21 protein-coding genes are annotated in these 24,148 nt (G+C 39.7%); 1 reads left to right on the top strand and 20 read right to left on the bottom strand.

All coding sequences use genetic code 11. The features are described from left to right. Positions 1-88: 88 nt before the first annotated feature. From rpmE to NSQ95_RS03145, 10 genes are all read right to left on the bottom strand, one after another. On the bottom strand, positions 89-304 hold the full coding sequence (rpmE, locus tag NSQ95_RS03190) for a 50S ribosomal protein L31 (protein ID WP_340885400.1): 216 nt from the start codon (positions 302-304) through the stop codon (positions 89-91). Between the two features lie 184 nt (positions 305-488). After that, positions 489-1,796, bottom strand: a complete 1,308-nt coding sequence (locus NSQ95_RS03185) for an FtsW/RodA/SpoVE family cell cycle protein (RefSeq protein ID WP_342560251.1) — start codon at positions 1,794-1,796, stop codon at positions 489-491. Next, the gene (locus NSQ95_RS03180; RefSeq protein WP_342560250.1) at positions 1,786-2,199 is read right to left on the bottom strand and encodes a helix-turn-helix transcriptional regulator; all 414 of its coding nucleotides are present in this window, start codon (positions 2,197-2,199) and stop codon (positions 1,786-1,788) included. Before NSQ95_RS03180 ends, NSQ95_RS03185 begins: the two co-directional genes overlap by 11 nt. Further along, a complete protein-coding gene (locus tag NSQ95_RS03175) occupies positions 2,184-2,726 on the bottom strand; it encodes a sigma-70 family RNA polymerase sigma factor (protein WP_340886090.1) in 543 nt (180 codons plus the stop codon). The genes NSQ95_RS03180 and NSQ95_RS03175 overlap by 16 nt, the downstream gene beginning before the upstream one ends. Before the next feature lie 151 nt (positions 2,727-2,877). After that, the gene (rho, locus tag NSQ95_RS03170; protein ID WP_340885408.1) at positions 2,878-4,161 is read right to left on the bottom strand and encodes a transcription termination factor Rho; all 1,284 of its coding nucleotides are present in this window, start codon (positions 4,159-4,161) and stop codon (positions 2,878-2,880) included. A 119-nt stretch (positions 4,162-4,280) separates the two neighbouring features. After that, on the bottom strand, positions 4,281-5,243 hold the full coding sequence (gene glpX / locus NSQ95_RS03165; protein WP_340885410.1) for a class II fructose-bisphosphatase: 963 nt from the start codon (positions 5,241-5,243) through the stop codon (positions 4,281-4,283). A gap of 304 nt (positions 5,244-5,547) precedes the next feature. Next, the gene (locus NSQ95_RS03160; protein ID WP_169359449.1) at positions 5,548-6,825 is read right to left on the bottom strand and encodes a UDP-N-acetylglucosamine 1-carboxyvinyltransferase; all 1,278 of its coding nucleotides are present in this window, start codon (positions 6,823-6,825) and stop codon (positions 5,548-5,550) included. A 20-nt stretch (positions 6,826-6,845) separates the two neighbouring features. Next, positions 6,846-7,493 carry a fructose-6-phosphate aldolase gene (gene fsa, locus NSQ95_RS03155; protein ID WP_169359448.1) on the bottom strand — a complete coding sequence of 216 codons (648 nt, stop codon included), beginning with the start codon at positions 7,491-7,493 and terminating at the stop codon, positions 6,846-6,848. 101 nt (positions 7,494-7,594) lie between these two features. Then, complete coding sequence (locus tag NSQ95_RS03150; protein ID WP_340885414.1) at positions 7,595-8,452, bottom strand: class II fructose-bisphosphate aldolase; 858 nt, start codon at positions 8,450-8,452, stop codon at positions 7,595-7,597. A 198-nt stretch (positions 8,453-8,650) separates the two neighbouring features. Further along, complete coding sequence (locus NSQ95_RS03145; RefSeq protein ID WP_169359446.1) at positions 8,651-9,007, bottom strand: response regulator; 357 nt, start codon at positions 9,005-9,007, stop codon at positions 8,651-8,653. Positions 9,008-9,204: 197 nt separating this feature from the next. On the opposite strand from NSQ95_RS03145, the gene NSQ95_RS03140 reads away from it, so the two are divergent. Beyond that, positions 9,205-9,723 carry a DUF2529 family protein gene (locus tag NSQ95_RS03140; RefSeq protein ID WP_340885419.1) on the top strand — a complete coding sequence of 173 codons (519 nt, stop codon included), beginning with the start codon at positions 9,205-9,207 and terminating at the stop codon, positions 9,721-9,723. A gap of 516 nt (positions 9,724-10,239) precedes the next feature. Here NSQ95_RS03140 and NSQ95_RS03135 read toward each other — a convergent pair. The 10 genes from NSQ95_RS03135 to NSQ95_RS03090 all read right to left on the bottom strand — a co-directional run bounded on the left by NSQ95_RS03135 (position 10,240) and on the right by NSQ95_RS03090 (position 24,075). Then, positions 10,240-11,835: a CTP synthase gene (locus NSQ95_RS03135; protein WP_340885422.1), complete on the bottom strand. Its 1,596-nt coding sequence runs from the start codon at positions 11,833-11,835 to the stop codon at positions 10,240-10,242. A gap of 144 nt (positions 11,836-11,979) precedes the next feature. Next, positions 11,980-12,552, bottom strand: coding sequence for a DNA-directed RNA polymerase subunit delta (rpoE, locus tag NSQ95_RS03130; protein ID WP_342560249.1), 573 nt, complete (start codon positions 12,550-12,552; stop codon positions 11,980-11,982). 319 nt (positions 12,553-12,871) lie between these two features. Beyond that, positions 12,872-16,129 (bottom strand): fused isobutyryl-CoA mutase/GTPase IcmF, encoded by a 3,258-nt coding sequence (gene icmF / locus NSQ95_RS03125; protein ID WP_342560248.1) that lies wholly within the window; start codon positions 16,127-16,129, stop codon positions 12,872-12,874. A gap of 49 nt (positions 16,130-16,178) precedes the next feature. Continuing rightward, the gene (locus NSQ95_RS03120; RefSeq protein ID WP_169359442.1) at positions 16,179-16,817 is read right to left on the bottom strand and encodes a TetR/AcrR family transcriptional regulator; all 639 of its coding nucleotides are present in this window, start codon (positions 16,815-16,817) and stop codon (positions 16,179-16,181) included. Between the two features lies 1 nt (position 16,818). Then, on the bottom strand, positions 16,819-17,958 hold the full coding sequence (locus NSQ95_RS03115) for an acyl-CoA dehydrogenase (protein WP_342560247.1): 1,140 nt from the start codon (positions 17,956-17,958) through the stop codon (positions 16,819-16,821). A gap of 72 nt (positions 17,959-18,030) precedes the next feature. Next, positions 18,031-18,435, bottom strand: a complete 405-nt coding sequence (locus tag NSQ95_RS03110) for a DUF6188 family protein (protein WP_342560246.1) — start codon at positions 18,433-18,435, stop codon at positions 18,031-18,033. 114 nt (positions 18,436-18,549) lie between these two features. Next, positions 18,550-19,686: an acyl-CoA dehydrogenase gene (locus NSQ95_RS03105; RefSeq protein ID WP_342560245.1), complete on the bottom strand. Its 1,137-nt coding sequence runs from the start codon at positions 19,684-19,686 to the stop codon at positions 18,550-18,552. Positions 19,687-19,706: 20 nt separating this feature from the next. Continuing rightward, positions 19,707-20,558: a 3-hydroxybutyryl-CoA dehydrogenase gene (locus tag NSQ95_RS03100; protein WP_342560244.1), complete on the bottom strand. Its 852-nt coding sequence runs from the start codon at positions 20,556-20,558 to the stop codon at positions 19,707-19,709. Then, positions 20,555-21,763, bottom strand: a complete 1,209-nt coding sequence (locus tag NSQ95_RS03095; protein WP_340885440.1) for an acetyl-CoA C-acetyltransferase — start codon at positions 21,761-21,763, stop codon at positions 20,555-20,557. Before NSQ95_RS03095 ends, NSQ95_RS03100 begins: the two co-directional genes overlap by 4 nt. Before the next feature lie 158 nt (positions 21,764-21,921). Then, a complete protein-coding gene (locus NSQ95_RS03090; protein ID WP_340885443.1) occupies positions 21,922-24,075 on the bottom strand; it encodes a (Fe-S)-binding protein in 2,154 nt (717 codons plus the stop codon). Positions 24,076-24,148 lie beyond the last annotated feature (73 nt).

The following is a 24,148-nucleotide window of genomic DNA, read 5'->3' as shown; positions in this document are numbered from 1 at the left end:
TTAATCCACAGGTTCCGAATTTTATAATTTCCTAAACTATAAACAAAAATACCTGCAAAGCACTAAGTGCTCTGCAGGTACTTTGTTATTAGTCTTGAGTTTCTTCTTTAATTCCGTATTTTTTGTTGAAGCGATCAACACGGCCATCCGCAGCTGCGAATTTTTGACGTCCAGTATAGAATGGGTGACATTCGTTACAGAACTCGACTTTAATGTCTGATTTTACAGAACCAGTTGTGAATGAGTTACCACATGAACATGATACTGTTGCTTCTTTGTAATCGGGATGAATTCCTGCTTTCATCTCTATCTCTCCTCTCGCCCTGAACCATCTGGAACAGAGTTGGTTATGAAACTGATACCTTACACGATCCGATTGATGTCAATCGCATATGTAGCAGAAATGTATAAACTTACGTTTCATATAATAACATGTCTTTACGTTCTAGACAAGTCATTAGTTTTTGTTTAATGACTTGTCTTAGAAGTTATTTTGGGAACCTGGAGTGTCTGTACAAAGGTTTTCGTCTATACACGCTAAGAACTAAGCCTATTAAGAAAGCATTGAGGACGGTTGGCATAAATCCATAGCTAAAAAACGGTAGTGAGATTGATACAATTGGAACTAACCCAACTGTCATTCCAATGGCATAGATGAATTGTGTTGAGAAAATTGTAATACATCCTATAATGATTAATCTTCCAAAGGAGTCCTTCACGGAAGAAGTAATGTGTAAAAAGCGTATAATCACTAAGCTTAGTATTATAAATATTCCAATCGCCACAGCTAAACCATAGGATTGAATTAGATGTCCAAACACTAAATCTGTATGTGCTTCAGGTAGTTTAAAGGTCGTTCCTGCCCCAAACCATTTAGCTCCTTGTAGTAAATCTGTAAGCAATACATTCATATATCCTGCACCTTCAGCGTAACCTGCTGGATTTAAGAAGCCCAATAGACGGTCTATCTGGTATTTTGCGATGCTTCCATTTTGATAGCTGAACCACGTAAATATAATAAAGCTAATGATTAAAGCTGCCACAGCTCCAAAAACTATACTTTTTTGCTTTTTAGAAAACTTACTTTTCATGAATAATACTCCAACAAGAGCTCCGTAAATTAATAAAATTGACAAGTCGGCATTCATACTAAATAAAATAAATGAAAGTCCAACTAGTACAAACGCTTTCCATAAGGCAAAGTTCTTTTTTGAAAACAAAGCTGCCCAGGCAATACAGTAAAGTGGGATCGCCATCCAAACCTTCAAACTAATAAACCCAATTTGGATCATTACTTTTCCGTTTATTTGTACATTGTAAAAACCATATAAAAATATAATAAATACGGAAGCAATGCCGAAAAAAACATAACCCAATTGTGCAAACTTTCGATAATCCAAAAACATTAACCCAAGAGCTACGACAAAGCCTAAGATAATATGAATTACATGATTAGATAAAAACGCAGGAATCATATGACCATATCTGTACTCATAATGCGGTTGATTCAAAGCCACAATTGGCAAAAAGCTCAGTAATAATATTCCAATGAGTAAGGAGAGAAGCAGCCAATCTATTTTAGGCTTATGGATTTCATTTAATGATTTACCAAGCACGGTAGGACTGCCCATTTCTAAAGCAGCTTTACCCTCTGCCTCCTTTTCCGTATATCCTTTTGTCATCCAAGACATCTTCGAGTGTTCCATATGATTAGCTAGCTCAGCTTCTATATAACTTTTTGCCTCTTTGGAGCGAATATGTGCAATTACTGACTGTAAATACTCTTTAATACTCATCTGTAGTCACCTCGTGAAATAACTGCCTTAGCGAGAAACGAGCTGCTGTAGAAGGATACTTTTTCTGTAATAGCTTAAGTCCCTTTTTCGATAATCTATAGTATTTTTCTCCTTCAGTCCAAAAGGATTCTAGCTCACCGTTTTGTTCCGCTAGATGAAGTGAGGTATATACAGCTCCTTCATTAAATCTAATAGATTTTTCTCCTCTAACATGCAGAAGCTCTACTAACTCACTACCCGTCTTGGATTCTACTAAAAGAGGTAAAATCTCTTCTGTTAAAGCAACTGGTGAGATTTGTTTAATTTGGTCATTTACTTTTTGGCGATGTACCTCTGAAAATTGCAGATGCTCAAATGTAGTATTTTTCATAGCTTTTTTTAAGCCCTTCAATCGCTCTTCCATTCAGATCCCTCCAATATATTCTTTAAAAGAAGTTTTCCTTTGCGCAGCCTCGTCTTAATGGTATTTTCATTTAGCTGTAAAACGGTCGCTGCTTCCTTCATAGTCAGTTCTTCAAAATAAACTAAGTAGATCACTTCGCGGTATTTAATAGGCAAGCTCATGACAGCTGCTGCAAGCTCGGTATCCTCATCTTGCTGGACAACGATTTGTTCTACGCTTGAAGACAATGTAGTTCTATTTAGAATAGTATCTTCTGTTATCTTGACATTTTGGTTATACCAGCTTTTTAAATAGTCTTTTGCATGATTGATGGCAATGCGCCATAACCATGTTTTAATAGATGATCGTCCTCTATAGCTCGGTAACCCTTTGTAGCACTTCACAAAAATCTCTTGTGTTAAATCCTCAGCAATCGTTTCGTTATGTACGTAAGCATAGACTAGCTGCAATATATCTTGACCATGTGTACTCATCAGTTCATCGATGAGCTGCTCATAATTCTCAGATTTAGTATCCCCCATTAACATTCGCTCCACCGTTGTCCCCCCTTTAGCACATTAGACGAGCGTGCAGTTAAAAAAGTTTTCGTTTATAAAATTATTATTTAAAAACATCAAAAAAGGAGACTCATGACTATTGCCTTGAGTCTCCTTCTATTTATGAAATTATTAGTTCAATTTACAATGATACTTTACCACTGCGATGTGCTTTCATTTCTTCGCTTAATTGCTCAAAGAAACCTTCGTTTGTTTTCGTTAGACGAAGTTTTTTCAAGAAACGCTCTCCAAAATCGTGAGAGTCAGAGAAGGTTTTACGAATAGCCCATAGTTTATCCAATTGGTCTTTAGGAATTAACAATTCTTCTTTTCTTGTTCCTGAACGACGGATGTCAATGGCCGGGAAGATACGACGCTCTGCTAGACTACGGTCTAGGTGAAGCTCTAGGTTTCCTGTACCTTTGAATTCTTCGTAAATAACTTCATCCATTCGTGATCCAGTATCAACTAAAGCAGTGGCTAAAATAGTTAAGCTTCCACCCTCTTCGATATTACGCGCAGCACCGAAGAAGCGTTTTGGACGATGGAATGCAGCAGGATCAATACCACCTGATAAAGTACGTCCACTTGGCGGTATAACAAGATTGTAAGCACGTGCTAAACGAGTGATAGAATCCATTAGAATAATAACATCACGCTTATGCTCCACAAGGCGCATAGCTCTTTCCAAGACAAGCTCTGCTACCTTAACGTGATTTTCTGGTACCTCATCAAATGTGGAGCTTACTACATCTGCCTTCACAGAACGCTCGATATCTGTTACTTCCTCCGGGCGTTCATCTATTAATAATACAATTAGCTCTGCATTCGGATGGTTCGTAGTAATAGCGTTAGCAATTTCTTTTATTAATAATGTTTTACCAGCCTTCGGTGGAGCAACTATCAATCCACGCTGACCATAACCTACTGGAGCTACTAAATCCATAATTCTAGTAGATAGCTTCTCTGGAACAGTCTCCAATTTAATATGGCGATCTGGATACAAAGGTGTTAGTCCTGGAAAATGAACTCGCTCTTTAGCAATTTCAGGATCTTCTCCATTTACTAGCTCTACGTGCAGAAGACCGTAATAACGTTCGCTTTCCTTTGGTGGTCGTACTTTCCCAGTTACTTTGTCTCCGTTACGCAAATCAAATCTTCTAATTTGTGACGCGGAAATATAAATATCTTCGGAGCTAGGAGAATAGTTAATCGGTCGTAGGAAGCCAAAGCCCTCCTGCTGAATGATCTCTAAAACACCTTCCATAAAGAAAAAGCCTTCTTGCTCTGCACGAGATTTTAAGATTGCAAAAATAAGTTCTTTTTTTGATAATTTACTATAAGCAGCTATTTTATACTTGCGCGCAAGAGTATAGAGCTCTTTTAAGGTCATATTCTCTAGCTCATTGATCGTTGTTTGTGTCATTAGCACGCACCACTCTTTACTATATTTTGTTGTTTACTTATTGAAACTGGATAAAAGGAAAGAAGTTTTATTAGAGGATACCCGATAGAGAACTATCGGGTATACAAAGAAGTTTAGTTTTATAGTACTAAATTCGGTTTTTTGTTTAAGCTGTGACGACCTTCTACGAAACGAATAGTTCCGGATTTGGCGCGCATTACGATAGAATGCGTGGAACCAAAAGCGCCTTTGAACTGCACTCCACGTAGGAGCTCTCCATCAGTAACTCCAGTTGCTGCAAAGATGGCATCATCGCCTTTTACAAGGTCAGTCATACGCAATACCTTGGAAACATCTAGCCCCATCTTTTTACATCTTTCAAGTTCTGCCTCATCCTGAGGAACAAGCTTCCCTTGAATTTCTCCACCTAAGCATTTTAATCCAACTGCTGAGATAACTCCTTCTGGAGCTCCACCCATGCCGAATAAAATATCAACACCAGTATTATCAAAAGCAGTGTTAATCGCACCAGCTACATCGCCATCGGTAATTAGCTTGATACGAGCTCCTGCTGCTCTAATTTCTTCGATAATTTTTTCATGGCGCTGACGACCTAGGATAGTCGCAACAACGTCTTCAATATCTTTGTTTTTTGCACGAGCAACAGCACGTAAATTATCAAGTACAGATGCATTTATGTCCACTTGGCCAACGGATTCAGGTCCTACTGCCAGCTTTTCCATATACATATCTGGTGCATGAAGTAAATTTCCGCGATCTGCAATTGCTAGAACTGCTAATGCATTCCAGCCACCAGAAGCTACAATATTAGTACCTTCTAAAGGGTCTACTGCTACATCTACTTGAGGACCTCCTGTGCCATGGCCAAGCTTTTCTCCGATATATAGCATCGGTGCCTCGTCCATTTCACCTTCCCCAATTACTACAACACCCTCCATAGGGATAGTGTCAAATACTGTACGCATTGCAGTAGTTGCTGCATCATCTGCTTCATTTTTTAATCCTCGTCCCATCCAGCGAGCAGATGCAATAGCGGCTGCTTCAGTCACTCGGACTAATTCCATTGATAAACTACGTTCCATTTCGTTTGTGCCTCCCGTATTACGGATTGTATATAAATACATACGAATTTGTTTCTTCCGATATCATTGTAGCATATTTGTCAAATAAGAAAAGCGCAATCGCCTGTCTTTGCCCCGACAGGCAAATGGAGAAAAGCGAGGAGGCATCTCTTCCGCCACCGCAGCTTTTATCCATTTGACCCCGAGGGGCAAGGCGATGGAGCTAGACAGATAGAAAAGCGCAAGCGCCTATGTCTGCCCCGACAGAAATTACTTAAGTTTTGTCTAATTTCTAAAAAAATGGAGTAAAACAACCTCCATTTTTCTAGCTATTATTTTGTTCGATTTCCAGGACTTCCACTCTTCTAATATCTGCACCTATACCTTGTAGCTTCTCGATTAATGAGCTATATCCTCGGTCTATGTGGTAGATATCTTGAATTTCGGTTTCACCGTCTGCTATTAAGCCTGCCAGTACTAGAGCAGCTCCTGCGCGAAGATCACTCGCTCTAACGGTTGCAGCCTCTAGCTTAACGGGTCCAGTTAGCACAGCAGTTCTACCATCTACTCTTCCATTTGCATTCATGCGGCGTAACTCATCAATATGTTTAAACCGTGCTGAATAGATAGAATCAGTAATGACCGAAGTTCCGGTAGCTTGTGTCAATAAAACAGAAAAAGGTTGCTGAAGATCCGTGGCAAATCCAGGATAAACAAGTGTCTTAACGTCAACAGCTTGTAAATTTGTCGTTTTAGGAATAAATACCTTCTCTTCAAACTCTTCTACAGCTACTCCCATTTCTCGAAGCTTTGCAGTTAAAGCTTCAACGTGAAATGGAATGACATTATCAATGGTTACTCCATCACCGGCAAGCGCAGCCATAATCATAAAAGTGCCAGCCTCTATACGGTCCGGAATAATCGTGTGCTTCGTACCGTGCAGTTCTTCTACCCCATCAATACGAATCACGTTTGTTCCTGCACCTTTAATATTAGCTCCCATATTTGAAAGTAACGTTGCCACATCAATGATTTCTGGCTCTTTTGCAGCATTTTCGATAATAGTTCTACCTTTTGCTAGGACGGCAGCAAGCATGATGTTAATTGTGGCGCCCACACTTACAACATCTAGATATATTTTTGATCCAACTAGCTCGTCTGCTCTCAAATAGATTGCTCCGTGCTCATTGCTCACTTCTGCACCTAACGCTTCAAACCCTTTAATATGCTGGTCAATTGGTCGAGGGCCTAAATGACAGCCGCCCGGCAGCCCAATAGCTGCTTTTTTGAATTTCCCTAGCATAACACCCATTAAATAATAAGATGCTCGTAACTTTTTAATATTACCATTAGGCATAGGCATATCTACAACATTTGTCGGATCTATCACCATAGTCCCCTCAGAGAAGGTTACTTTTGCACCAACCTCTTCTAAAATTTCCTTTAGGGTGAAAACATCCAATATTTCAGGTAAGCCTTCTATTGTAACGGGAGAATTAGCCATCAACGAAGCGGGAATAAGAGCTACTGCACTATTTTTTGCCCCACTTACTTTAATCGTGCCACGGAGGGTGTTTCCTCCTTTTATTTTATAAACTTCCATACCGTTCTCCTTCGTGTTGGTTACTCGCTTTTTCTATTGTTCCAATCCGCTAGGAAACCTTCAATTCCTTTATCAGTTAAAGGATGATTGAATAATTGTTTTAAAACTTTAAATGGAGTAGTAGAAATATGTGCACCATTTAATGCTGCATCAGTAATATGCTGTGGATGTCTGATTGAAGCAGCAATAATTTCTGTGTCAATGTTATGGATAGAGAATATAGTTGAGATTTTAGCAATCAATTCCATACCATCATGGCCAATATCGTCTAAACGTCCTAAGAAAGGAGAAACATATGTAGCACCAGCACGTGCTGCCATTAATGCTTGGTTTGCACTGAAGATTAGAGTTACGTTAGTTTTAATACCTTCTGCACGGAAAACCGAACATGCTTTTAAGCCTTCTGGTGTCATTGGAAGCTTCACGGTGATGTTTGGTGCAATTGCAGCTAGCTCTCTACCTTCTTTAATCATACCTTCTGCATCTAAAGCTATAACCTCTGCACTTACTGAACCATCTACTAAAGCTGTGATTTCACGTAAACGATCGTGAAAAGAAATATTCTCTTTTGCTACTAAAGATGGATTTGTAGTAACACCTGAGATTACTCCCCATGAGTGTGCTTCTTTTATTTCGTCAAAGTTTGCTGTATCGATAAAAAATTTCATATTAATAATATCCTCCTCTTGATGGAAAAACAGGAGAAGTCCCTCTTGTCACTCTATTTAAGAGCCAAAGAGCACTTCTCCTTTATAGCTATTTATATTACTTATGCTTTATTAGAACTTCCGAATTCACGCATTTTTCCAATGACAGTTGCTTTTATTGCATCACGTGCTGGGATTAAATACTTACGTGGATCGTATTGTTCTTCGTTAGCTGCTAGGTATTCACGAATTGCTCTTGTTGCAGCAATTTGGTTTTCTGTATTTACATTAATCTTAGCTGTCCCTAACGAAATAGCTCTTGTAATGTCTTTTGTTGGGATACCAGTTCCACCATGTAGTACTAATGGTAAATCAGCCAATTTAGATATTTCTTCCATCTCTTCAAAACCTAAGTTTGGTTCACCTTTATATGGACCATGAACTGATCCAAGCGCAGGGGCAAGACAATCAATCGCAGTGCGTTTTACAAGCTCCGCACATTCTGCTGGGTCAGCATAAATAACGCCATCTGCTATTACATCGTCTTCTTGACCGCCAACAGTCCCTAGCTCTGCTTCTACGGAAACACTGTGAGCATGAGCATACTCTACCACTTTTGAAGTAATTTCTACATTTTCTTCGAAAGGATGGTGTGATGCGTCAATCATGACAGAAGTAAATCCGGCATCAATTGCAGCCTTACATTTATCAAAGCTTGAACCATGATCTAAATGAATTGCTACCGGAACTGTAATATTATAGTCCGCCATTAATCCTTTAACCATATGTACAACTGTTGTAAATCCGCCCATGTATTTTGCAGCGCCTTCAGAAACACCTAAAATAACTGGTGACTTTTCTTCTTCAGCTGCTTGTAAAATAGCCTGCGTGAATTCCAAGTTATTAATGTTGAATTGTCCAACTGCATAGCCTTCTTTTTTACCTTTTTCAAGCATTTCTTTCATAGAAACTAAAGCCATTTAAAAGGACCTCCTATATTTTAATTGGTACATCTCAAATAATTAAGCAAATGCTTAAGCAGGACACCCATCTAAACGTTCCACATTATAAAATACCCTATATTTTGTCCAAATAAACTGTTTAGAGTTAGCCTACTCATTTCCTACACAATCATAACAAAAACAGGCGATGTTTTCCACTGCCTGCTCATACCCTCATTATTTTAGTAAATTGTTCACAGCATCCCTTACTTCAAAAATGTCAAAGGGCTTTGTAAAATAGAGAGATGCGCCTAAGCCCATCGCCTCTTGAATGAGATTTAACTCACCATAAGCGGTCATCATCATCACTGGTAACTCAGGTGATTGTTCTTTTATTTTTTTTAAAATTTGAATCCCATCCATACCTGGTATTTTCATGTCTAATAATACACCAGCAATCGGCTTTTCTTCTAATTGCTTCAATGCCTCATAACCATTTGAAGCTAGGCTAATCTCATACCCCTCTTGAGCGAAAACTTCTTTTAAGAGCATCCGTATCCCAAGTTGATCATCTACAATTAGTAACTGTTTCATGAAGGAAGACCCCTTTTTACCGTATTTTCTAGTAATGTACTATTCGCTACAAACATTCCTCTTTCCTCCTTTTACCGTTGAAAATATTATGATAAAAAGGATAAAATTTCCTAAAAATAGAAACTATTTTATGATTGCTATACAAGTTACTACAATGATTATCCAAATTCTTATATAATAATTTGGAGGTGAAAAGAATGAAAATGTTAACAACACAACTATCCGGGCTGCTCCAAAGAATTGCTAGCTCTGAGGAAGAAAGCATAGAAGAAACCGCTCGCCTCCTTGCACAAGCAGCGGCAGGGGAAGGGAAAATCTATTTTGCAACTTTTGATGAAATGCATAGCATTGCGATAAATGCACAATATGCTACTGAGCCTTTTCCAAAAATGGAAAGATGGAGTCCTGACGTAGCGTTTACTAGCGCAGACAGAGTTTGGATCATTACTCGCTCCGCTCTTAATGATGAGGCAATTACGCTTGCTAAAAGCTTAAGTGAGCAGTTTATCCCTTTTGGCGTCCTAACTAGCGAGCCAGCTGGGGACGATAATGTGTTATTTGATCTTGCATATACATATATATCCTTAAAGATTTCTAAAGGGCTACTTCCTGCTGAAGATGGCTCTAGAGTAGTTTTCCCACACGCACTCGCTGGATTGTTCGTATATGAGGCTGTTAAATTACAAATCGACGAAATACTTAAAAGTGAGGAATAAATATTAGGTATAAAAGGCTAGCTGCCAAAAGCTAGCCTTTTTTAATGATAAAAATATACAAACATTATTCACTAGAATTGGTGCGTGCCTCATGACTTTAACGGTTGTTTGTTTCTTAAAAGATTATTTCTTCCTTCTGCTAGTTCGCTCTGACTAGTTTTACGACAATAGAACGGTATTTTACTACAATGACCGGCTACTTTATGACAATGAGTCCACTTTTTACTACATTCCCTTGCCTGCTAACTCGCTCTCACCAAAAAACCCTTTATGTATAGTAGACTTATTATCTTACATCAAAGTTTCATATGTAATCGGAATATTTTAAATTTATATGATTTATAATAGAAATTTCTATTTGACTCTTCCTTCCCCACTCCACTAATCCTATTATAACCTATAATGTATAATAATTACATTACTGTTTATGTGAAATTATCACTTTTAAGTACAAAAAAGCATCGAACATTTTACAAAAGAGTAAAGTGCTCGATGCTTTCATTTTTCTATCTTAAATTATTCTCCAACGGAAGCTTTAATGAATTCACGGAATAATGGTTGTGGACGCTGCGGGCGAGACACAAATTCCGGATGGAACTGAGATGCTACGAAGAAAGGATGCTCAGGAAGCTCAACGATTTCGATTAAACGACCATTTGGGCTTGTCCCAGAGAACATAAATCCAGCAGCCTCGAATTGCTCACGGAACTCATTGTTGAATTCATAGCGGTGACGGTGACGCTCATATACAAGCTCTTCGCCGTATGCTTCTTGCGCTTTAGAGCCAGGTGTTAGTTTACATGGATATAACCCTAGACGAAGTGTACCACCAAGGTCCTCTACGTCTTTTTGTTCTGGCAATAGATCAATAATAGAGTGTGGTGTACTTGGATCTAACTCAGTTGAGTGTGCTCCTTCTAGGTTTAACACGTTACGAGCATATTCAACTGTTGCTAATTGCATACCTAGACAGATACCGAAGAAAGGTACTTTGTTTTCTCGAGCAAATTTAATCGCTGCAATTTTACCTTCTACTCCGCGATCTCCAAATCCACCAGGGACAAGGATACCATCTACGTCAGAAAGAATTTCAGCAACATTTTCATTGCTTACGTGCTCTGCATTTACCCATTTAATCTCAACATCTGCATCAAATGCATATCCAGCATGTTTCATTGCTTCTACAACAGAAATGTATGCATCTTGAAGCTCTACGTATTTACCTACTAGAGCAATACGAACTTTTTTCGATAATGATTTTACTTGATCTACTAATCCTATCCAGTCCGTCATATCTGCTTCTGGCGTAGTAAGCTGGAAGTGATCTACAACGATTTGGTCTAAATGCTGAGCTTGTAGGTTTAAAGGAATTTCATATAAAGAATCTGCATCGATACATTCAATTACTTCTTCTGGTTTAATATCACAGAATAACGCGATTTTATCTTTCATATCTTGTGGTACAGGCATTTCAGAGCGAACAACAATGACATTTGGTTGAATACCTAAGCTTCTAAGCTCTTTAACACTGTGCTGAGTTGGTTTTGTTTTCATCTCACCAGCAGCTTTGATAAATGGTACTAATGTACAGTGGATGTACATTACATTATTACTTCCAACATCACGCTTCATTTGGCGGATTGTTTCTAGGAAAGGAAGGGATTCTATATCTCCTACCGTTCCACCAATCTCCGTAATCACGATGTCAGCTTGAGTTTCTCTCGCAGCAAGGAATAATCTTTCTTTTATTTCATTTGTAATATGAGGAATGACTTGTACAGTTCCTCCGTTATAATCTCCACGACGTTCTTTTCTTAAAACTGACGAATACACTTTACCTGTTGTGATGTTAGAGTATTTGTTCAGATTGATGTCGATGAAGCGCTCATAGTGACCTAAATCTAAGTCTGTTTCTGCGCCATCGTCTGTTACGAAAACTTCCCCATGTTGATATGGACTCATTGTTCCAGGGTCTAGATTGATGTAAGGATCGAATTTTTGAATAGTTACTTTCAATCCTCTATTTTTTAATAAACGTCCAAGAGACGCAGCTGTAATACCTTTACCAAGCGAAGATACAACCCCACCAGTAACAAAAATAAATTTAGTCATTGTCGTTCCTCCTATTTATCGTGTTCCAATAATAAAAAGCGCTCCTCCTGCTGGTTTTAGCAGGGGAGCGCGTATGCACATGAGTATGTCTCTTCAAAAAGAGCCCAATAAAATCTTATAGCGTTTGCTAGAAGAAGTCAAGAATTATTCTTCCTCGTCTAATTCTTCATCATCATCTAGATCTTCATCATCAATGATTTCAAAGTCTTCGTCGTCTTCGTCGATTAAATCTTCCTCGATTACGTCTACTTCATCAATTTCCGCTTCCACGAAATCGATTGCTACTACATCATCGTCTTCGTCGTCATCATCGTCTTCGTCGTCATCTTCAATAAATTCATCGAATTCTTCTTCGAAGATAATTTCATCCTCATCCAAATCATCCAAGTCGTCTAAATCATCTACTGCTTTTGTTTTCTTCTTACGTACTTTTACAGTTGGAGCAGTTTCTTCTTCAATTTGTTCCACTGGATACCACTCTCTAAGGCCCCATTGGTTTTCAGCAATTGCTAGGAAACGTCCATCAATATTCATGTCTGTATAGAATTGTGGCTTACGATCTGCCATCTCTTCATCTGTAAAGCCGTTCAACTTTTGAATCTCATCAAATAATTCTGTTAATGTTAAAGAATTTTTCTTATCTTCTAGTATTGCAAATCCAATATCTATTAGTGATTCTTCTTGTAATTGTGCTGTTGTCATTTCACGAAAATTCAAATCGTGCACGTCCTTTCTATGTCCGCTTGCATACTTTCCATTATATACAAACAATTAAGTTATATGCTACATTCATTTATTCTTTTTGAAAAGAGATATTTTCCTACCAACTATAGAAAATAAATAAAAAGAAAGCAAGAGTAACGGTATGGAAGCGAGTCTTTTATTATACAACCAAACTGTCGTTAAAAGGAGAACAATTATAACCATAATTTGAACAGGCTTTTTCATCACACTTCTCCTCTACGACTTTATATATACATTATACAAAAAATATAATAAAAAAGTGCCTCTAATATACTTAGAGACACTAATATTTTTACATATTTCTTCGATATTGACCGCCGACCTCATAAAGAGCGTTAGTAATTTGACCTAAGCTAGCCATTTGGACTGTGCTCATCAGCTCTTCGAAGATATTGCCACCACTCATTGCAACTTGCTTCAAGCGCTCTAATGCATGCTCCACTTTAGCTTCATGCTTAGCTTGGAAGTCTCTTAAATTATTTATTTGAGTTTCTTTTTCCTCTTTGGATGCACGAGCAAGTTCCATATTGTCTATATCATCTTCAGAAGCAGGGTTTGGATTTAAGTAGGTGTTAACCCCTATAATCGGAAGTTCCCCTGTATGCTTCTTCATCTCATAATACATAGACTCTTCTTGAATTTTACCACGCTGATACTGAGTTTCCATGGCTCCAAGAACACCGCCACGGTCATTGATACGATCAAATTCCGTTAGAACTGCTTCTTCTACAAGGTCCGTCAGCTCTTCCACTACATAGGAGCCTTGTAAAGAGTTTTCGTTTTTCGATAAACCATGCTCTTTTGTAATAATCATCTGGATAGCCATGGCACGACGTACAGATTCCTCTGTAGGAGTGGTGATTGCCTCGTCATACGCGTTTGTATGGAGCGAGTTACAGTTATCTTGCAATGCCATCAAGGCCTGAAGCGTTGTACGTATATCATTGAAATCTATCTCTTGGGCATGGAGACTTCTCCCCGATGTTTGCACATGGTACTTTAACTTCTGGCTTCTCTCATTTGCACCATACTTTTCACGCATAACCACAGCCCATATACGACGGGCAACGCGACCAATCACCGTGTATTCTGGATCTAGCCCGTTTGAGAAGAAGAATGATAGATTAGGTGCAAATTCATCAATATTCATCCCACGGCTTAAATAATACTCTACGTACGTAAAACCGTTTGCCATAGTAAATGCCAGCTGGGAAATAGGATTTGCCCCTGCCTCTGCAATATGGTAACCAGAAATAGATACAGAATAGTAATTTCTAACCTTATGGTCGATAAAGTATTGTTGGATGTCCCCCATCATTCGAAGTGCGAATTCTGTCGAGAAGATACACGTATTTTGTCCTTGATCTTCTTTTAGAATGTCTGCCTGCACGGTACCGCGAACGACTTGCAATGTTGCTTCCTTCACATGAGTGAATTCTTCTACCGTCAATGTTCTACCTAGCTCTTCTTCCTTTAGGCGAACCTGCTGGTCAATTGCCGTGTTCATAAACATTGCCAAAATAATCGGAGCTGGCCCGTTGATGGTCATCGACACAGACGTGGATGGCGCACATAAGTCAAAGCCAGCATAAAGCTTTTTCATATCCTCTAATGTACATATACTAACACCAGATTCCCCGACCTTGCCGTAAATATCTGGGCGATAATCTGGATCTTCTCCGTAAAGCGTTACGGAGTCAAACGCTGTAGACAATCGCTTTGCATCATCATCCTTAGATAAATAATGGAAACGACGGTTAGTACGCTCTGGGGTTCCTTCTCCTGCAAACTGACGCTTAGGATCCTCTCCTTCTCTACGGAAAGGAAATACCCCTGCAGTATAAGGGAACGATCCTGGTACATTTTCTTTATAAACCCATTTCAAAATCTCCCCGTAATCGACAAATTTCGGTAGAGCGACCTTAGGGATTTTCAAGCCAGACAAGCTTTCCGTACGTAGAATTGTACGAATTTCTTTATCACGAATCTTTGTGACAAACTCATCTCCTGCATACGCATCTTTTAGTGCCTGCCAGTTGTCTAAAATACGTTTTGATTCTGCCGTTAATTCATCTTTTATGCCCTCGGCTAGGGATTCTAATGAATGAATTAAAGCATCGTCTGCAGTTTTTTTCTTAACCTCGTCAATTGCACCCTCTAGTTGGAACAATCGTCTAGCAAACTCTACCTGCTCTTGAGACTTATTATGATAGCCTCTAACTGTGTCCGTAATTTCACGAAGGTAGTACCTGCGATCGTTAGGGATAATGACATTTTGCTTTTGTGTTTTCACAAACTGATCATAAGATGTTGCCCAATCTGTGCCCAACTTTTTATTCAACGTATCGATTAATGCCGCAAATAATGAGTTAGTCCCTTTGTCATTGAACTGGCTAGCAATTGTACCGTAAACTGGCATTTTGTCCAGCTCCACATCCCATAGCTCACGGCTGCGTTGATACTGCTTTTGCACCTGTCTTAATGCATCCTCAGAGCCTTTTCGTTCGAATTTATTGATAACGATTAAGTCTGCATAGTCAATCATATCAATTTTTTCTAGTTGAGACGGTGCTCCAAACTCACTAGTCATGACGTACATAGAGAGGTCAGAAACATTCGTAATTTCAGCATCCCCTTGACCGATTCCACTTGTCTCTACGACAATCAGATCATAGCCGGCAACCTTCACAACATCTAATACATCTGCTATTGCGCCTGATAATTCTGTTCGTGATCCACGAGTAGCTAAGCTTCTCATAAATACTCGTTTATTGAAAATAGCATTCATACGGATACGGTCTCCAAGCAGAGCCCCACCAGTTTTTTGCTTTGTAGGATCAATCGATAAAACTGCTATTTTTTTATCTGGCAATTCCTGAAGAAAGCGACGGATCAGTTCATCCGTTAATGAGCTTTTCCCTGCACCACCTGTACCCGTGATCCCTAGCACTGGAGTATTCTTAGACAAGCCTTGTGCCAGCTCAAGCATACTCTTCGTTTCGGAATCCTTGGTGTGATGTGCCTCTTCTGCTAGTGTAATCAGATGAGCGAGTACCTCCGGATTTTCAGTTGTAACTTTCTCGATTGTTTCTTTTGCTCCTGAATGCTCTGTTGGAACATCGCACTCCATTAGCATTTTGTTGATCATCCCTTGCAGTCCGAGCTTTCGACCGTCTTCAGGTGAAAATATTCCGGAAATACCATATTCCTGCAGTTCTTTAATTTCTTTTGGGATAATTACTCCACCGCCACCACCATATATACGAATATGAGGTGCTCCCCTTTCGGCAAGTAAGTCCTTCATATATTTAAAATACTCGACATGTCCTCCTTGATAGGAAGAGATGGCAATCCCTTGAACATCCTCTTGTATAGCAGCATTAACAACCTCTTCAACCGAACGATTGTGGCCTAGGTGGATCACCTCTGCTCCGCTCGCCTGTAAAATGCGGCGCATAATATTGATGGATGCATCATGACCGTCAAAAAGACTCGACGCCGTTACAAAACGAACATGATTTTTTGGACGATATACTTCTACCTTAGACATGTTGTTCCTCCTTGTTTGTGTGAACATTTATTCCAAACCCTGGACTAATTTAAAGAACGTCCTTCGCTTTACCCATCCCACTGAGTAATAACTGCACTTGTAGATCTGTAAATTGCTCGATGGTAAATTCCTTGCGTAAGGCCCATCTTCTAAATGCCCACATTTGCCCTTGGACAGCCAAGGTATGAGCATATAGTTTAGCCTGCTCCGCAGTTAGCTTTAGCTCCCCAGCCTCAATACAGCCAACCATGATTTTATGGAATATATCCACCATTTCTAGCTCTTTAGTTAATACATATTCGAGTGCTTTTTTCGGTAACGACTTGGATTCCTGGTACATGACGACAAACTCATCTGACATATCATCTATTACCCCATAATAGTGATATATTGCATTCTTCAAGTCCTCCATCGTCGTGCCTTTTTCAGGCTGAAATTCTGAAAGTCTTCCATGAACCTCATGATAAATACTATCGCAAACTAAATAGAGTACATCCTCCTTGGTACGGATATATTCATAAAGCGTGCCTATACTAAAGCCCGCTTCCTTCGCAATCTCTCTTGTAGTAGTCCGGTGAAAGCCCTTTTGTTTGAATAAAGTGACAGCTGCTCGAATCATTTGCTGACGTCTTTTTTCAATTAAGTTTCCGTCCTTTACAGAGGTCAATACTTCGTGTTTTTTGTCCATGTTACTTAGTAAGCATACGAGAGATAACAAGACGTTGAATTTCTTGTGTACCCTCATAAATTTGAGTTATTTTAGCATCACGCATAAAACGTTCTACTGGATAGTCCTTCGTATATCCGTATCCACCATATACCTGCACCGCTTCTGTTGTTACTTTCATAGCTGTATCTCCAGCCATTAGCTTCGCCATTGCAGATTCCTTCCCGTAGGAAAGTCCATTAGATTCTAACCAAGCAGCTTGATAAGTAAGTAACCGTGAAGCTTCAATTGATGTTGCCATGTCTGCTAGCTTAAAGGAAACTCCTTGGTTCGCAGCAATTGGCTTGCCAAACTGTACACGCTCTTTCGCATAGCTAACGGAAGCATCTAAAGCACCTTGAGCAATACCAACCGCTTGAGCAGCGATACCGTTACGACCGCCATCTAACGTTTTCATAGCGATGATGAATCCTTCACCTTCCTGACCTAATAGATTTTCCTTAGGCACACGGCAGTTTTCAAAGATGATTTCTGTTGTAGGCGATGAACGTATTCCTAGCTTGTTCTCTTTTTTCCCAACTGAGAATCCTTCAAAACCAGCTTCTACGATAAATGCACTTGTTCCTTTATGCTTAGATTCTGGATCTGTAACAGCAAACACTACATAAATGTCTGCAATCCCGCCGTTCGTAATAAAGATTTTAGAGCCATTTAGCACATAATGATCTCCATCTAATTTAGCAGTTGTTCTCATGCCACCTGCATCGGAACCAGAACCTGCTTCTGTTAATCCGTAACCACCAATTTTTGTTCCTTCTGCCATTGGACGAAGATATTTTTGCTTTTGCTCTTCATTTCCATATTTGAATATTGGCCATCCAGCTAAAGATGTGTGTGCAGAAAGCGTTACTCCTGTAGATGCACAAACTCGTGATAGCTCTTCTACTGCGATACAGTAGGCTAAATAATCTGATCCAATTCCGCCGTATTCCTCAGGCCATGGAATTCCTGTTAATCCAAGCTCCGCCATTTTGTCGAAAATCTCACGATCAAAGCGCTCCTCTTCATCACGTTCAGCTGCTGTTGGTGCAACTTCATTTACTGCAAAGTCACGTACCATTTTACGAATCATTTCATGCTCTTCTGTTAGTTGAAAATTCATTGTACACTCCGCCTTTTTCTATGTTTTTTTGTGATTTTCAGATGGTTGTTGGTGGTTCACCTAGTCTATTTATTAATCGCTGTAAGAGCCTCCAGGCAAAGTAAACAAATATAATCCCTTCTCGGTACCTAACTGCCATCCTTCGTAATAAGAACTGTCGTGGAATATTTCAAGATAAATACTGTTTTCAAATTCCACAATTAGGTCAGATACATGTTCGAAGTGAAATATATTCACGATTCTCTTTCCCAGTAATATTTGTTTAGCACCTTTGTGTGAAAACTTCCCGGGTGAATGGAGAACATCGGAGTAACCAATCGCAACTTCATTAGCAAATCGGATTCTCCAAGGACATTCAATTGTTAAAAATCCTGATTCAAAATCCATTCCAAAAACTATATTCTTTTCTGTATTTACTTCTTCAACCTTCTGACCAATAAAATAGCTAAAATCGATATTACTTAACTTTCGATACATAACATCCTACCTAACTTTTAATTATTAACCTGCTACATTCAATATTTGTTAAAGCTGCAAGGTATGGATGGTCGAGAATGGTAACCTTCATCTAGTTTTCTATTCAGTGATTTCTCAATTCATCAAATGTTTGCTAATAACGATTCGTTGGATTTCACTTGTACCCTCGTAAATTTCGGTAATCTTTGCATCGCGGAAGTAGCGTTCTACAGGATAATCCTCTGTGTAACCATAGCCGCCAAATACCTGAACCGCCTCAATTGCTACGTCTACCGCTGTTTTAGAAGCGAATAGCTTAGCCATCGATGCTTCTTTCCCACAAGGAAGCCCTCTATCTCGCATATTGGCTGCTCGGTAAACTAGTAATCTAGCTGCCTCAACTGCTGTCCCCATGTCTGCAAGCTTGAATCCGACTCCTTGGTTTGCAGCAATTGGCTTACCAAATTGGACGCGCTCCTTTGCATATCCTACCGCTGCTTCGAAAGCTGCTTCGGCAATGCCTAGAGCTTGAGTTGCAATTCCGATACGTCCAGTGTTTAAGTTGGCCATAGCAATCTTAAAGCCCTCGCCCTCTTCTCCAAGTAGGTTCTCTACTGGGATTTTCATATCCTCGAAGGTGATTTGGACTGTTCTCGATCCATGCAAGCCCATCTTGTGTTCGTCTTTTCCAATGATAAAACCTGGTGTGTCCTTCTCCACGATAAATGCGGAAATTCCACGAGAGCCCTGCGAAGCATCCGTCGAAGCAAATACGATGTAAACATCTGCCTCTCCACCATTTGTTATAAAGACCTTGGATCCATTAAGCACATACTGATCGTCTTTTTTGACTGCTTTCGTTTTAAGAGCACCTGCATCCGACCCAGCAGACGGCTCTGTTAAGCAAAATGCTCCAAGATACTCGCCAGATGCAAGCTTTGGGATGTACTTCTGTTTTTGATCTTCATTACCAAAGTAAAGAATTGGATTCGTCCCTACGGATGTATGTACAGAAAGGATAACCCCTACAACCGCACTTACCTTGGATAATTCATTGATGGCAATCACATAGCTAGTAAAGTCCATCTCCGATCCACCGTACTTCTCTGGTATCGTAATCCCCATTAAACCTAGCTCACCCATTTTTTTTATAATTTCACGAGGGAACTCCCCTTGCTCCATCCGTTCAATAAAAGGCTCTATTTCGGCTTTTGCAAAATCACGAACCATGCTGCGCATCATTAGCTGCTCTTCAGTGAATGTTAACTCCATTAATAAATCCCCTTTGTTGGTTATTCGTAGATATAGAAGCCTCTTCCAGTTTTCTTCCCTAGCCATCCAGCCTTCACGTATTTACGCAATAACGGACACGGTCTATACTTGCTGTCACCAAATCCTTCATGAAGCACTTCCATAATATACAAGCAAGTATCTAAACCGATAAAGTCTGCTAGCTGCAGAGGTCCCATTGGATGATTCATGCCCATCTTCATGACATCATCGATTGCTTCTTTCGTTGCTACCCCTTCGTATAATGTATAAATTGCCTCATTGATCATTGGCATTAATACACGATTTGCAACAAATCCTGGGAAGTCATTTACTTCAACAGGAACCTTACTTAACTTTTTCGTCATTTCCTCTATCGCCGCATAAACTTCATCATTAGTTGCAAGACCTCTAATAATTTCAACGAGCTTCATCACGGGTACTGGATTCATAAAATGCATGCCAATAACTTGTTCTGGACGATTGGTAGCTGCTGCAATTTCTGTGATTGGAAGTGATGACGTATTCGTTGCTAAAATAGCATGAGCTGGTGCAATAGCATCTAGTTGTTTAAAAATAGATTGTTTGATTTCCATGTTTTCAACAGCTGCTTCGATGACAATATCTACGTCATTTGCATCGTCAATAGATAGTGACTTACTGATTTTATTTAAAACCGCTTGTTTGTCGTCCTCGGTCATTCTTCCCTTTTCTACATTTCTAGAAAGATTTTTGGAGATTGTTTGAAAGCCTCGCTCAAAGAATTTTTCTTCTCGGTCATTTAGCTTCACTTCATAGCCTGCCTGTGCACAGACTTGTGCAATTCCCGATCCCATTTGTCCTGCGCCTATTACCATTACCTTTTGAATGTTCATGCTAGATTTCCCCCTGTTTTTGGAACTTCAATCATGATGGCATCTCCTTGGCCTCCACCTGAACAGATGGCAGCTATTCCGATGCCTCCCCCTCTACGCTTCAATTCATACGCAAGAGTAAGTATAATTCGTGCACCAGATGCTCCAATTGGATGACCTAATGCAACAGCCCCACCGTTCACGTTCACTTTGTCCTCTGATAAACCAGCAATTTGGCTGCTCACTAACGCAACTGCCGCAAAAGCCTCGTTGATCTCAAACAAATCAATGTCGTCAATAGATTTCCCTGTTTTCTCAAGTAGCTTGTTAATAACAAGCCCCGGAGTTTGTGGAAAGTTTTCTGGCTCAATTGCAATGGCAGTGTGGCCAACTATATATGCTAGTGGCTCTTTTCCAAGTTCCTTTGCTTTTTCTTCATTCGTCAGTATAAGTGCGCAGGCACCATCGTTTACTCCAGGTGCGTTACCTGCTGTAATAGAACCTTCTTTTCCAAACGCAGGCTTTAGCTTGCCAAGTGATTCAACAGAAGTGTCCGCTCGAGGAGCCTCATCCTGATTTACCACAATAGGATCACCTTTCCGTTGGGGAATTTCAACAGGAACAATTTCTTCTGCAAATATTCCAGATTCAATCGCTTTCAACGCAAGGCTATGACTTCTGTATGACCATTCATCTTGCTTTTCACGTGATAACTCAAACGTCTCAGCAGTTGAATTTCCGTAAGTTCCCATATGAACACGCTTTGGATGGAATGAACAAGAAAGACCATCGTAAATCATTCCGTCGACCATTTGGCCATCGCCCATTCTTAAACCAAATCTACCTTTCGGCAAATAGTATGGAGCGTTGGACATAGACTCCATTCCCCCAGCAACGATTACCTCTTCGTCCCCTAAACGAATAATTTGGTCTGCCATCGTTACGCTTCGCATCCCAGAAGCACATACTTTGTTAATCGTTTCTGTTTGAACATTCCAAGGAATACCTGCCTTGTTAGCTGCCTGTCTAGAAGGAATTTGACCTTGCCCGGCTTGTAGAACCGTCCCCATAATCACTTCATCTACCTGCTCAGGATTTACACCTGCTTTTGCAAGTGCTTCTTTTATAGCAACTCCCCCCAAATCGGAAGCTGTTAAGTTACTAAGTGCTCCACCGAACTTACCAAAAGCTGTACGTGCCCCATCCAAAATTACTGTTTTCGTCAATACAGTCACCCCTTTGATTTGTATACGCTTTCAAGATTATTTAAATAAAATATCACTGACTGAACGCTCGCTCGATTAATTCTGTTAAGAAAAGGGAGTATTTCCACTCCCTTCCTCAGTAGTTTAAGTTTACTTAAAGTAATTTGTGATTGCAATTATTATTGAACATTCTGTTCTTCGTTTACCTCTTCTATTTCAGTCACTGACTCACCGAAGATGGATTTTTCTAGAAGCTCAGCAATATCATATGTCCCTACTGTATCTTCTACTTCTTTCGCTTTCGTACCATCTGATAGCATCGTTAAGCAGTACGGACATCCAGAAGAGATGACTGTTGGTTTTACTTCTAACGCTTGTTCTGTACGAGCAACGTTTACGCGGTTACCAACATGCTCTTCCATCCACATCAAGCCTCCACCAGCGCCACAGCACATTCCGTTTTCACGGTTACGCGCCATTTCTACTAGCTGAACTCCTGGGATTGATTTTAATATTTCACGAGGTGCATCGTATACATCGTTATAACGTCCCAAGTAGCAGGAATCATGGAAGGTAATTGTTTCATTTACCGCATGCTTAGGTTTTAAGCGACCAGCCATTACTAAGTCGTATAATAACTCTGTATGGTGAAGAACTTCTCCATTCCAACCAAAATCGCCATATTCATTTTTGAAAATATTATATGCATGAGGATCGATTGTAACTATTTTTGTTATCTCTGCTTTTTCAAATTCTTTAATATTTGCTGCAGCTAATTCTTGGAACATAAATTCGTTTCCTAGACGTCGCGGTGTGTCCCCAGAATTCTTTTCCTTGTTACCTAAAATTGCGAATTTCACTCCTGCTTCATTCATCAGATGAGCAAACGATAGAGCAATTTTTTGCGAACGGTTGTCGAAGGATCCCATCGACCCAACCCAGAATAGGTATTCAATCTCTTCCCCTGCTTTAGACGCTTCTTTGACAGTTGGAATATGAAGTTCTGGACGAGCATCTCTCCAGTTTTCTTTTTCTTTACGGTTAAGACCCCAAGGATTACCCTGACGTTCAATGTTTGTCATCGCACGTTGCGCATCCGGGTTTACTTTGCCTTCTGTCATTACTAAATAACGACGAAGGTCTATAATTTTATCTACGTGCTCGTTCATAACTGGACATTGGTCTTCACAGTTACGGCAAGTCGTACAAGCCCAAATCTCTTCTTCTGTGATAACATCACCGATTAAGGAAGGACTGTAAATGTCTTCAATAACGGCACCTTCTGCACCAGCTGCCATTGCTAGCTGATTTCCTTTGGTTCCTTGGAACGCTAATGAAGGTACCCATGGTTTTTGTTTCGTTTCTACTGCTCCAGTAAATGTTAAGTGATCACGAAGCTTCACGATTAAGTCCATTGGAGAAAGCATTTTACCCGTTCCTGTAGCTGGACACATATTCGTACAACGACCACATTCTACACATGCGTAGAAGTCTATCATTTGTGCTTGTGTAAAGTCTTGAACTCGACCTACACCAAAGACTGGCATTTCCTCTTCATCTGCTTCTTCGTCCTCTTCTTCTTCAAAGTTAATCGGACGTAGTCTACCTACTTTATCTAGACGGTGAAAATATACGTTTGCAGGTCCAGTGATTAAATGGAAATGCTTAGATTGTGGTATATAAACTAAGAAAGATAATAGGAACAATAAGTGAATCCACCACATAACAAAGAACACAGTGATTGCGGCTGCCTCAGGTATCCCTTGGAAAACGGTTGCAACAGCAGATGCCACAGGCTCACTCCAGGTTGCCTCATGGCCATGCCAGATCATTCCCATACCGTTACCGACTAATACAGATACCATTAGTCCACCGATGAAAATCAGGACTAAACCATTTTTCCATCCACGTTTTAAACGAACTAGCTTTTCTACGTAACGACGGTAGAATGCCCAGATTACCGCTACTAAAATAACTAATGTTACGATTTCTTGGAAGAATGTAAATGCTGGATATAATGGTCCTAGCGGTAAATGTGAATCAGGTGCTAGTCCCTTCCAGATAAAATCGATTGCTCCAAATTGTACTAAGATAAAGCCATAGAAGAACATGACGTGAATAGCTCCACTCTTCTTGTCCTTTAATAATTTCTTTTGTCCAAATACATACACCCAGATTTTGCGAAGTCTTTCCTTCACATTATCTTCAAACTCAACTTTTTTCCCCAATTTAATGTATGCATATCTCGTTCGTAGTAGATATACAAATAGATATACCGCATACAGTACAACACCTATGAATAACACCCAGTTTGCGATTAACAATGGATTCATCCCTTTTCCCCCTCTAAGATGTGCCTAATTACTAATAGAATAACATTATAATAGAATTATATGAATTAATACA

The sequence above is a fragment of the Psychrobacillus sp. FSL W7-1457 genome (assembly GCF_038593405.1).
Taxonomy (GTDB): Bacteria; Bacillota; Bacilli; order Bacillales_A; family Planococcaceae; genus Psychrobacillus.
The sequence above is the reverse complement of the archived record's forward strand: the minus strand, read 5'-3'. Positions and strand labels throughout refer to the sequence as shown.